Origin of the sequence: Sinomonas halotolerans (assembly GCF_039615075.1) — a bacterium.
GTDB lineage: Bacteria > Actinomycetota > Actinomycetes > Actinomycetales > Micrococcaceae > Sinomonas > Sinomonas halotolerans.
In genome coordinates this window covers 63,686-74,347 of record NZ_JBDFRB010000016.1, presented here as the reverse complement: position 1 = coordinate 74,347, position 10,662 = coordinate 63,686, and the positions used below count along the sequence as shown (strand labels likewise).

Sequence of the window (10,662 nt, the reverse complement as noted above, 5' to 3'; positions counted from 1 at the left end):
TGTACCGGGTCATGACGTTGGTGGCAGGCGAGTCGTGTTGACGTAGGGAGAGCCTCCGGGTGGGGTGTGGCTTGTCGAAGGCTTTCACCTGACCCCGGAGGCTCTCTTGTCCCACGGTAACGCCCGCCTGACCTTCCATGGCCGCCTGCTGATCGTCCGCCGCCATCTCGAGGGGTGGAAGCAGGCCCACCTCGCCTCGGCGATGGGCATCTCGCGCAAGTGCGTGAAGACTTGGATCGACCGCTACGCCGAGGAGGGCGAGGACGGCCTCCACGACCGCTCCTCCCGTCCGCACAGCTGCCCGAGAAAGACCAGCGCCGAGCTCGAGCAGCGGATCATCGACCTGCGCCAGAGCGAACGGCGTGGGCCCGCTTGGATCGGGGCCCAGCTCGAGGTGCCGCCCCGGACGGTCTCGCGGTTCCTGGCCCGCAACGGCCTGCCGCCCCTGGCAGCGCTCGACCCGATGAGCGGAGAGCTGATCCGCTCCAGCAAGGCCACAGCCGTGCGCTACGAACGCAAACGGCCCGGCGAGCTGGTCCACATGGACGTGAAGAAGCTCGGCCGGATCCCGGACGGAGGAGGCTGGCGCGCCCTCGGCAGGGAAGCGACCGTGGCCCACAAGCACAAGAAGGGCCCGATCGGCTTCGACTACGTGCACTCGCTCGTGGACGACTTCTCCCGGCTGGCCTACTCCGAGATCCTCCCGGACGAGAAGGGCACCACCTGTGCCGGCTTCCTCGACCGGGCGGTCGCCTACTTCGCCGCCCACGGGATCGCCCGCATCGAGCGGCTCATGACCGACAACGCCTTCGCCTACCGGTACTCCCTGGGCGAGGTCTGCGCCAGGCATGGCATCCGCCAGAAGTTCATCCGGCCCCACTGCCCCTGGCAGAACGGCAAGGTGGAACGTCTCAACCGCACCCTGCAGACCGAGTGGGCCTACCGCCAGCCCTTCACCAGCAACGACCAACGCACCGAAGCACTTGCACCCTGGCTCGAGCACTACAACACTCAACGTAGCCACAGCGCACTCGGAGGCAAGCCCCCGACCAGCCGACTGCAACCAACCTGATGGCCGGGTACAGCTAGCCCGCGGCACCCGGTCTCTTGGGGCCAGGGAGGCCGACGAGCCCGCACCTGGCCGCCCGGCCAGGTCGCGGCACCCGGCCCTCGGCTGGTTCCGGATACAGATCTCTGCCCCCTTTTCGCCTTTCGGGTACGACGACGGCCGGCGGCTCCCCCGCGGATCCCGCCGGCCGTCGTCGTCCGTTTACCCGAAGGGGAGAGAAGGCGCCGGGAACTGTACCCGAACGGCCGAATCAGGGCTCTGATCTGTACCCGGAGGACCGAATCAGGGCTCTGATCTGTACCCGGAACGGGGTGCAACGGGGCGTCACAGAGGCCTCGGCCGTGGGCGGACGCTGGCCCGCCGCAGCGACGAGGGGCGTACGCTGGAGGGGATGAGCACGAACACCCTGCCCACCGCCCTGGCGGAGATCGTCGACGACTTCCAGGCCGTCGAGGAACGCGAGCGCCTGCAGCTCCTGCTCGAGTTCTCGCGCTCGCTGCCCGAGCTCCCCGAGCGCTTCAAGGACCACCCCGAGCTCCTCGAGCAGGTGGTTGAGTGCCAGTCCCCGCTCTTCATCGCGGTCGAGACGGAGCCTTCGCCCGAGTCCGCTCCCCAGGGGTCCGGGCCGATCGTGAGGCTGTACTTCTCGGCCCCCCCGGAGGCCCCGACGACTCGGGGGTTCGCCTCGGTGCTGCATGAGGGCCTGGACGGCCTGACCGCCGCGCAGATCCTCGCGGTCCCGGACGACATGCCCGAGGAGCTCGGCCTGACCCGGGCGGTGACGCCGCTGCGCATGAGGGGCATGGCCGCCATGCTCGCACGGATCAAGCGCAAGGTCTCCGGCGAATGCGTGCTGGGCTCCTGACCGGCCGGCGCCCTGCCGCTGGGCTCGCCTGACGTGGCGCGCAAGCGGGCAGGCGGCCAGAGGGCGCAGCACGACGGCGAGGCGCCGGGCACTCCCGCGACGACCCTGCTCGAGGCGGCGGGGGTGCGCTTCGCCGCCCACCTGTACGCCCACGATCCGGCGGCAGAGGGCTACGGGCTCGAGGCGGCCAAGGCGCTCGGTGTCGAGCCGGAGCGGGTCTTCAAGACGCTCCTGATCTCGGTCGGCGAGGCTGGCCGGCTCTGCGTTGCCGTGGTGCCTGTGACCGGGAGCCTCGACCTCAAGGCCGCAGCCGCGGCCTTCGGCGCGAAGCGTGCAGTCATGGCCGACCCGGCGGCGGCGGAGCGCCGGACCGGGTACGTCCGCGGTGGGATCTCACCGCTCGGGCAGCGGCACCGCTCCCCCACCGCGGTCGACGACTCGGCGCTCGCCCACGCCACGGTGTTCGTCTCGGGCGGCCGCCGCGGGTTCGACATCGAACTCGACCCGGCGGACCTGGTCCGGCTCACGGAAGCTGTCGTCGCCCCGGTGCGGGCTTCCTGAACCCGCACGGGCGGGGACACCGGGAACCCTCACGGGCGCGGGCACCGGGCACACGCGGGGCGCCAGGCGTGGGCCCTGGAGGGCGCGGGTCAGACGACGCGGCCGCCTGCCGCGGGCCTCGGCTCGAGCTGGTCCGCGAGCCACGAGCGGACGGTGGCCTCCCACTGCTCGCGGTCGTGGTTCCATTCCTTGGTGTGCCGGGCCTTGCGGAACGTCACGAGGGTCACCATCTCCGGATTGCGCCGGGCGAGCTCGAGCGAGGGCCCGGCCGGGACGAAGTCGTCGTCCAGACTGTGCAGGATGAGCGTGGGGGTGCGGAGCTCGACCGCGCGGGACACCCAGTCCATCTCCTTGAAGTCCAGGGGCGCGGTGAGGCCGGTGACGCGCCGGCCCCACGGGTTGGACAGGAGGAACTGGCCGAAGCGGCCGACCCTCGACGGGATCCGGTTGAGCCGGGCCTGGTACGCGAGCACGTCGACCCAGTCCACGACGGGGGCATCGAGCACGAGCGCCCGCACGTACTGGCGCAAGGTCGAGAAGTCCGCCGCGCGTAGGCTGATGGCTCCTCCCATGGACCATCCGAAGAGGACGACGTCCCGCGCCCCGTGGTCGAGCGCGTACTGGATCGCCACCTCGACGTCCCGCCATTCGGTCATGCCGAGCCCGTACCGCCCGTCCGCAGTGGCCGGCGCCTCGCCGTCGTTCCGGTAGGAGATGACGAGGCTGGTCAGGCCGAGCTCCTGGGCGGCGTGGAGCGCGCGGAGCCCCTCCATGCGGGTGGCCCCCCGCCCGTGGACCATGATCGCCCAGGTCTCGGAGGGCTTCGGCGCGGGCACGAGCCACGCCGGGGCGGCCCCGACGTCGAGCGGCAGAATGATCTCCGACGCCTCGAAGCCCGCGTCCGCCGGGGTGCTGTACACGACGCCGCTCCAGCGGGCCCGCACTGCAGCCGTGAGGTCGCCGGCGTACTCCGTGAGCACCGGGCGGGTCACAGTCATGTCCGCGGGCGGCGCCTCCTCGATCCTGCCGAGGCGTGCGTGCCCTGCCCCGCCGTGGAAGAAGATGCTGTACTCGCCGTCGACCACGGTCTCGGGGGTAGCGCGCATGATCACCCGCCGTTCGGGGCCCTCGCCCGTGACGGCGAGGATCTCCTGGTCCTCGACCTTGATCCTGTCCGGTGTGACGATCCGGCGCGCGAAGTAGGCTGCGAGTCCCGAGCTAGTGGCGGCAGCCGCGGAGGCGAGTCCGAGCGCGGCACCGGCCCCGGCGAGGGCCCAGAAGGCGCGCGGCAGCGGCTCCGCCGCGGGGGCCGGCCGGTTGAGGGGACGGATCCTGCGCGTTCCTGTGGGGCGCTCTCGCGTGACCATGCACCCATTGTCGCAAGGATCGGGCCCGCGGCCCCGGCGCACGGGCGCGCGGGCGCGTCAGGGTCCCTGCCGCTGCGGGCCCTTGCGGTCTAGTCTGGGTGCATGAGCGCCCCGATCCTGATCCTGACAGAAGTCGCCCTCGGACCGAGCGAGCGGGCCGCCGTCGAGAAGCTCCTCGGCGACGGCGGGACGCCCCTCGAGGTCCTCGTGCCTGCGGGCCGCAAGCGCCGGCTCGTGGTGGACTTCCTCGACCACCTCTCGATGCTCGAGTTCGGCAAGGCCGTGGACGGGCTCACGGACCGCGGACCGGACGCGGAGACGGCCCGCTCGACGGCGGCCGCCGCCCTCGCGGACTCCCTCGCCGCGCTCGAAGGGCTCGGCTCGCCCGTGACGGGGTCCGTGGTCGAGGGCGATCCCGTCCTCGCGCTCGCAGACCGTGCCTCGTCATCCTCTGCCGAGCAGGCGGTCGTGGTCACGCTGCCCCACGCCGTCGAGGACACGTTCCACACCGACTGGGCCAATCAGGCACAGCGCCGACTGGGCATCCCCGTGCTCCACCTCTACGCGGGGACGGGATTCATCGGCGACTCCTGAGCGTTGGAGGAGGCATGGAGAACACCCCGAGATCAGGATCCGAGTCCGCGCCCGTGAGCGGAAGCACCTCCGGGAGCGGCGGCCCCACCGCGCGAAGGACCGAGGATGAGTGGCGCGAGGCCCTCACCCCGGAGGAGTACAGGGTCCTCCGGGAAGCGGGGACAGAGCGCGCCTACACGGGCGAGTACTGGGACACCCATGTGGAGGGCAGCTACCAGTGCCGCGCGTGCGGGGCCGAGCTCTTCACGAGCCGCGAGAAGTTCGACTCCCACTGCGGCTGGCCCTCGTTCTGGGCGCCGCTCGCCAAGGACTCGGTCGTGTACGTGCATGACCGGACGCTCGGCATGGACCGCATCGAGGTCCGGTGCGCGACCTGCGACTCGCACCTCGGCCACGTGTTCGAGGGAGAGGGCTACCCGACACCCACAGACCAGCGCTACTGCATCAACTCGATCTCGCTGAGGCTCGTCCCGTCAGGGGACTAGAGGACCGCGGGACTGGGCGACCGCAGGCGTCCTCGGTCGGGACGGACCGAGGCCCAGCCGAGGGAACTCCAGCCCCGCCCGCACGGGCCGCGAGCGATAGAGTCTCTAATGTATGGGCATTCTGAGCCACAGCAATGCGTGTTGAGCGTCTAGTGTCGGAGGCACCACAGCAGACCGCCCGGGCACGGCGCCCCTCGCGCCGCGCCCCTTCGAGGAAGCGAGACGTCCATGTCCGCCATCGTCGCCGAGACCCCCGTCGCCTCCGACCCCCGCCTCCCCGTGCAGGAGGACCCGGCCTGGCTCGCCCTCAAGGCAGCCGCGGTAGCGCTCCAGGCGCTCCAGCAGCAGGACGGCTCCCTCGCCGAAGGTGCCGACGCCTCGGCCGCGGCCTCGCACGTGGGCACCCTGGCCGCCGCGATCGACGCGCTCGCGCCCCGCTTCCCGCACGACGCCGACTACCTCCGCCTCGCGGCAGTGGACTTCCGCTCGTGGGCCGCGGGCGGATTCGGCGTCCCGGACTTCCTCGACTCGCTCGTGGCGTTCCAGCCGCAGCTGAACCGGGTCGACGGGCTCGAGCACCTCGTGGTCTTCCCCATGTACACCCAGAACGGGAGCAGCAGCCGTCTCGTGGAGGCGGTGCTCGTCCAGGTGATCTGGCCCGAGTTCGTCGCCGAGCTCGAGGCCGGGGCGTACAGCAACGCGCTGTTCGTCCCCGTCCGGTTCCTGGACTTCACGCCGGGCTACGACACGAACTCGGCCGTGCTCTTCCCCGAGACCGTGGCCATGCGCGAAATCCCCACCTTCACGTGGGGCGCGATCTTCGCCGACCGCGAGGCCGCCCGCTTCCGCCGCGTCCTCGACGCCGCCGCGAAGGTCACGAGCCTCGAGCTCCCCGCGGACGCCGCAGAGCTCATCGCGGACCAGGAGCTCACGCAGGAGACGTTCGTGATGTGGGACCTCATCCACGACCGGACGCACATGCGCGGGGACCTCCCGTTCGACCCGTTCATGATCAAGCAGCGCATGCCGTTCTTCCTCTACTCCCTCGAGGAGCTCCGGTGCGACCTCACGGCGTTCCGCGAGTGCGTCAGGATCGAGCACGACCCCAAGGCCGCCCCCGCGGCGCGCCGGCACGCGAAGCTCGTCCAGTACGCCGTGGTCTTCGACCGCATCTTCCGGTTCGCAATCACCGGCACGCGCGTGCGCAACTACGACGGCCTGGGAGGCCAGCTCCTCTTCGCCTGGATGCACCAGCACCGCGTCCTGCACTGGACCGACACGAAGCTCGCGATCGACTGGGACCAGGTCCCCGTCGTCGTGAGCGCCCTCGGCGACGCGATCGACGAGCTCTACTGGCGCTCCATCGACCGCCCCAAGCTGGCGCACTGGCTCGCAGCGTACGAGCTCGTCTCCTCGGTCGTGACGCCGCACCCTGCCTCCGTGTGGGCCAAGGGCCCCGATGCCCTCCCCCTCAAGGGCACGCCGCGCGAGATCACGGACACCGTCATGGACGACGAGTTCCCGCTGTCGATGTTCTTCGAGGCACTGGAGAAGAAGATGCACGCCGTCATCGCGTCCACCGCCGGCATCACCGGCGAGACGGCCCTGCCCTCCGACGCCGCCGGCGCACCGGACGCGGCAGCATGACGGGCGGCACCGCCGAGGGCACCCCGCAGGGCGCGCAGGGCGCGGTCGTCGTCGTCGCCGGAGCCACCTCGGCCTCCGGCGTCGCGGCGGTCCGCGCCCTGCGCGCGGCGGGCGCCCTGCCCATCGCCGTGGGGAGCGACGCCGGGCGGCTCGCGGCGGCGTTCGGGGAGCCCGGGGCCGGCCCGCACGACGGCGGCGTGGCCCAGCGCGTGTGCGACCTGGCCGACTTCGAGGCGGTCCAGGCACTCGCGGCCGGACTGCGGGAGGAGTTCGGCCGGATCGACGGCGTCATCCACCTCGTGGGCGGGTGGCGCGGCGGCAAGACGCTCGCCGACCAGTCGGACGAGGACTGGGAGGCACTCTCCCGGACGTCGATAGCGACCCTGCGGAACACGAGCCGTGCCTTCTACGACGACATCGCGGACTCGCCGCGCGGCCGGTTCGTCATCGTCTCCTCGACGCTCATCGAGCACCCGCGGGCCGGCTACGCCAACTACGCCGCGGCCAAGGCGGCCGCCGAGGCCTGGGTCCGCGCCATGGCCACGGGCCTGGCCTCGGAGCAGTCCGAGCGTGCGGAAGGTCCGCGCCCCCAGGCGAGCGCCGCCGTCGTGCTCGCCGTCAAGGCCCTGCTCGACGACGCGACGCGCGCGGCCCATCCGGACCGCCGCTTCCCCGGCTATACCCCTGTGGCGGCGCTCGCCGAGCGCGTCGTGCGCCTCTTCTCCGAGGATGCGGCGGGCATCAACGGCGCGCGCCTCGACCTGACTGCCTGACGGGAACACCTCCGCGCTCCCGCCCGACGACCTAGGGAATACTGTGACTGTGACCTCATCTGCCCCTGCCGTACCCGTCCCCGCGGGCTGGCCGCTCCACGACACCTCCGTGCGCGGCTTCGCCTCCGACAACTACTCAGGCGCCCATCCCGAAGTGCTCGCCGCCCTCGCCGCGGCGAACGGCGGCCACCAGGTGGCCTACGGGGAGGACGACTACACCGCACGCCTCCAGGAGGCCATGAAGGGGCTCTTCGGCGAGCAGGCCGAGGCCTACCCGGTCTTCAACGGAACGGGGGCGAACGTCGTCTCGCTCCAGTCGCTCGTACCCCGCTGGGGCGCAGTGGTGTGCGCGACGAGCGCCCACATCAACGTGGACGAGAACGGCGCGCCCGAGCGTGTGGGCGGGCTCAAGCTCCTCTCGGTGCCCACCACGGACGGCAAGCTCACCCCGGAGCTGGTCGACCGGGAGGCCTGGGGGTGGGGAGACGAGCACCGCGCCCAGCCGCTCGCGGTCTCGATCACCCAGACGACCGAGCTCGGCACCCGCTACACCGTCGAGGAGATCCGGGCGATCGCAGACCACGCGCATGCGCTGGGCATGAAGGTGCACATGGACGGCGCGCGCCTGGCCAACGCCGCTGCCGGGATCGGAGTCCCCGTGCGCGAGTTCACCTCCGGCGCTGGGGTGGACGTGCTCTCCTTCGGCGGGACCAAGAACGGGATGCTGTTCGGCGAGTGCGTCGTGGCGCTGAGCCCTGAGGCCGCCCACGGGCTCACCTACCTGCGCAAGATGGACATGCAGCTCGCCTCCAAGATGCGCTTCGTCTCGGCGCAGTTCCTCGCGCTCCTCGAGGATGGCCTGTGGCTGCGGTCCGCTGGGCACGCAAACGCCATGGCGGCGCGGCTGCGGGCTGCCGTCGAGGGGATCGACGGCGTGGAGCCCACCCAGCCGACCGAGTCCAACGGGGTCTTCGCGATCCTTCCAGCCGGCATCGCCGACAGGCTCCGCGCCCGGTTCCGTTTCTACGACTGGGACGCGGCGCGCCGCGAGGTGCGCTGGATGTGCTCGTTCGACACGACCGAGGAGGACGTGGACTCCTTCGTCGCCCAGCTCCGCGCCGAGCTCGCGAACCGATAGCGCACGCACGGCGTGGCTTCCCGGGCCACAGGACCGGGCGAGGCGTAGGCTGGTCCGGTGACCGCACTAGCACACCTGCCTGCGGACTTCTTGAGCGCACTCCGCTCCCTCCGCAGCGCGACGAGCAGGCCGGAACTCCGGCTCAAGGAGATCCCTGCCCCGGCGCGCCTTGCCCCCTACGCTGTGGCGTTCGAGGCGGAGGTGTCCGACGCCGAGGACCGCGAGCTCGCCTCCGGGCGGTTCATCCTCCTCCACGACCCGGACCCGCCCGCAGTATGGGGTGGGGCGTTCCGCGCCGTCACGTACATCCGAGCCCAGCTCGAGCCGGACATGGGCAATGATGCGCTCCTGGGCTCGGTGGCGTGGACGTGGCTCGTGGAATCCCTCGACAAGCACGGCGCGCGCTACACAGCGGCTGGCGGGACGGCCACCCGCGTGCTCTCGGAGGGATACGGGACCCTTGCCGGCCGCAGCGACACGATCGACATCGAGCTCCGCGCATCCTGGACCCCGAGCGGGCTCGGACTGCGCGAGCACCTCGAGGCGTGGGGGGACATGGTCTGCACGTTCGGCGGCGTCCCTCCCCTCCCTGAAGGCGTCTCCGCCCTGACGCGCAGGCGGCGCCCGGGCGCAGAACCGACCCGGCGGTAGACTGGCGGGACCATGACCGCACAGCCCCATGACGCCACAGCGCACGTCGCCGGCCCCCCAGGGGCCCCGCCCTCGGACGCAGGCAGCCAGTCCCACATCACGGTCGAGGGCTTCGAGGTTCCCGTCCCCGCGGTCGTCGACCTGGATGCGCCGAGGGACGGCGTCCCGCTCGTCATCGCCACGCAGGAGGGGCTCGAGCGCTGCGCGGCAGCGATCGCCGCGGGCACCGGTCCCGCGGGGGTCGACGCCGAGCGGGCCTCGGGCTTCCGCTACGGCCAGCGCGCCTTCCTCGTCCAGGTCCGTCGCGAGGGCGCAGGGACGTGGCTGATCGACCCCGAGCCGTTCGAGGACCTCGGGATCCTCCAGGACGCGCTTCGTGGGGTCGAATGGATCCTCCACGCCTCGACCCAGGACCTCCCGTGCCTCGCCGAGCTCGGGCTCTGGCCGGACCGCCTCTTCGACACCGAGCTGGCAGCCCGCCTCGCGGGCCTCCCGCGCGTGGGGCTCGCCGCCGTCGTCGAGCAGATGCTCGGCTTCGGCCTCGCGAAGGAGCACTCGGCGGCCGACTGGTCCACGCGTCCGCTGCCCGAGCCCTGGCTCCGCTACGCCGCGCTCGACGTCGAGGTCCTCGTCGAGCTCCGCGAGGAGCTGGTCGAGCTCCTGGACTCCCAGGGCAAGCTCGCCATCGCCGAGGAGGAGTTCGCGGCGATACTCGCTGCCGGCGTCCCGGAGCCCAAGCCGGACCCGTGGCGGCGCACCTCGGGCGTGCACCAGATCCGCGACCGCCGCCAGCTGGCCGCGGTGCGCGAGCTGTGGCTCGAGCGGGACGCCCTCGCCGCCAAGCGCGACATCGCCCCTGGCAAGCTCATTCCCGACTCGGCCCTCGTCGCGGTGGCCCGTGCCATGCCGAGCACGGTCCCGCAGCTGCTGACCACGAAGGGCTTCCATGGACGGGCGGCGCAGCGCGAGGCTCCCCGGTGGCTCCGCGCCATCGCCACGGCCCGCAGGCTCGAAGAGCTCCCTCCCCTGCACCTTCCGAGCACCGCTCCCCCGCCGCCGCGCGTGTGGCAGGACCGCGACCCCGAGGCTGCCGCGCGGCTCAAGCACGCCCGGGCACGGGTCGCCGAGATCGCCGACCATCTCGGGATGCCGGTGGAGAACGTCCTGACGCCGGACCACCTGCGCCGCGTCGCGTGGCGCCCGCCGGAGCCGGTCACGGCCGACTCGCTCGGCGGCTCGCTCCGCGGCCTCGGGGCCCGCGAGTGGCAGATCTCCGCGGTCGTGTCCGGCCTGCTCGAGGCGTTCACCCTCGCGGCCGGGGCAGGCAGGGCGGAGAAGGCCGGGAAGCCCGGAGACGCAGCCCCGGCGGGAACGGAGGGCACCCACGCCGCGGCCCCGCCGGCCGGCGCCCGGGAGCACAGCGCTCCGGAGGACGGCGCCGCGGTGGACGGCCCTGCGCTGGACGGCGCCGCGGCGGACGGCGCGCAGCAGGGGCCGTCCGACTCCTAGCCA

Annotated in this window: 11 protein-coding genes; 10 read left to right on the top strand and 1 reads right to left on the bottom strand. The window is 72.3% G+C overall.

The annotated features are described in order from the left end of the window. The first annotated feature begins 106 nt into the window (after positions 1–106). The 3 genes from ABCQ75_RS14300 to ybaK all read left to right on the top strand — a co-directional run bounded on the left by ABCQ75_RS14300 (position 107) and on the right by ybaK (position 2,495). Positions 107–1,072 (top strand): IS481 family transposase, encoded by a 966-nt coding sequence (locus tag ABCQ75_RS14300; RefSeq protein ID WP_345883225.1) that lies wholly within the window; start codon positions 107–109, stop codon positions 1,070–1,072. Positions 1,073–1,460: 388 nt separating this feature from the next. Next, entirely contained in the window at positions 1,461–1,934 is a 474-nt protein-coding gene (locus ABCQ75_RS14295; protein ID WP_345886208.1) for a SufE family protein, read from the top strand. Between the two features lie 33 nt (positions 1,935–1,967). Further along, positions 1,968–2,495 carry a Cys-tRNA(Pro) deacylase gene (ybaK, locus tag ABCQ75_RS14290; RefSeq protein ID WP_345886206.1) on the top strand — a complete coding sequence of 176 codons (528 nt, stop codon included), beginning with the start codon at positions 1,968–1,970 and terminating at the stop codon, positions 2,493–2,495. An 89-nt stretch (positions 2,496–2,584) separates the two neighbouring features. Here ybaK and ABCQ75_RS14285 read toward each other — a convergent pair whose 3' ends face one another. Then, positions 2,585–3,862: an alpha/beta hydrolase family protein gene (locus tag ABCQ75_RS14285; protein WP_345886204.1), complete on the bottom strand. Its 1,278-nt coding sequence runs from the start codon at positions 3,860–3,862 to the stop codon at positions 2,585–2,587. A gap of 102 nt (positions 3,863–3,964) precedes the next feature. Here ABCQ75_RS14285 and ABCQ75_RS14280 point away from each other — a divergent pair, with 102 nt between their 5' ends. The 7 genes from ABCQ75_RS14280 to ABCQ75_RS14250 all read left to right on the top strand — a co-directional run bounded on the left by ABCQ75_RS14280 (position 3,965) and on the right by ABCQ75_RS14250 (position 10,659). After that, the gene (locus ABCQ75_RS14280) at positions 3,965–4,456 is read left to right on the top strand and encodes a hypothetical protein (RefSeq protein ID WP_345886202.1); all 492 of its coding nucleotides are present in this window, start codon (positions 3,965–3,967) and stop codon (positions 4,454–4,456) included. Positions 4,457–4,470: 14 nt separating this feature from the next. Next, positions 4,471–4,941 carry a peptide-methionine (R)-S-oxide reductase MsrB gene (gene msrB / locus ABCQ75_RS14275; protein ID WP_345886199.1) on the top strand — a complete coding sequence of 157 codons (471 nt, stop codon included), beginning with the start codon at positions 4,471–4,473 and terminating at the stop codon, positions 4,939–4,941. Positions 4,942–5,169: 228 nt separating this feature from the next. Then, positions 5,170–6,588 carry a DUF6421 family protein gene (locus ABCQ75_RS14270; protein WP_345886197.1) on the top strand — a complete coding sequence of 473 codons (1,419 nt, stop codon included), beginning with the start codon at positions 5,170–5,172 and terminating at the stop codon, positions 6,586–6,588. Further along, complete coding sequence (locus ABCQ75_RS14265; protein WP_345886196.1) at positions 6,585–7,361, top strand: SDR family NAD(P)-dependent oxidoreductase; 777 nt, start codon at positions 6,585–6,587, stop codon at positions 7,359–7,361. Before ABCQ75_RS14270 ends, ABCQ75_RS14265 begins: the two co-directional genes overlap by 4 nt. Positions 7,362–7,410: 49 nt before the next feature. Next, positions 7,411–8,499, top strand: coding sequence for a threonine aldolase family protein (locus ABCQ75_RS14260; RefSeq protein ID WP_345886194.1), 1,089 nt, complete (start codon positions 7,411–7,413; stop codon positions 8,497–8,499). Between the two features lie 57 nt (positions 8,500–8,556). Beyond that, a complete protein-coding gene (locus ABCQ75_RS14255; RefSeq protein WP_345886192.1) occupies positions 8,557–9,150 on the top strand; it encodes a DUF3000 domain-containing protein in 594 nt (197 codons plus the stop codon). Positions 9,151–9,162: 12 nt separating this feature from the next. Next, positions 9,163–10,659, top strand: a complete 1,497-nt coding sequence (locus ABCQ75_RS14250) for an HRDC domain-containing protein (RefSeq protein ID WP_345886190.1) — start codon at positions 9,163–9,165, stop codon at positions 10,657–10,659. The last annotated feature ends 3 nt before the right edge of the window (positions 10,660–10,662 follow it).

What these genes read in the sequence shown, in the direction of transcription:
- ABCQ75_RS14295 (WP_345886208.1), top strand. Translation starts at nt 1,461, where the DNA reads ATGAGCACGAACACCCTGCCCACCGCCCTGGCGGAGATCGTCGACGAC.
- ABCQ75_RS14285 (WP_345886204.1), bottom strand. Translation starts at nt 3,862, where the DNA reads ATGGTCACGCGAGAGCGCCCCACAGGAACGCGCAGGATCCGTCCCCTC.
- ABCQ75_RS14280 (WP_345886202.1), top strand. Translation starts at nt 3,965, where the DNA reads ATGAGCGCCCCGATCCTGATCCTGACAGAAGTCGCCCTCGGACCGAGC.
- msrB (WP_345886199.1), top strand. Translation starts at nt 4,471, where the DNA reads ATGGAGAACACCCCGAGATCAGGATCCGAGTCCGCGCCCGTGAGCGGA.
- ABCQ75_RS14270 (WP_345886197.1), top strand. Translation starts at nt 5,170, where the DNA reads ATGTCCGCCATCGTCGCCGAGACCCCCGTCGCCTCCGACCCCCGCCTC.
- ABCQ75_RS14265 (WP_345886196.1), top strand. Translation starts at nt 6,585, where the DNA reads ATGACGGGCGGCACCGCCGAGGGCACCCCGCAGGGCGCGCAGGGCGCG.
- ABCQ75_RS14250 (WP_345886190.1), top strand. Translation starts at nt 9,163, where the DNA reads ATGACCGCACAGCCCCATGACGCCACAGCGCACGTCGCCGGCCCCCCA.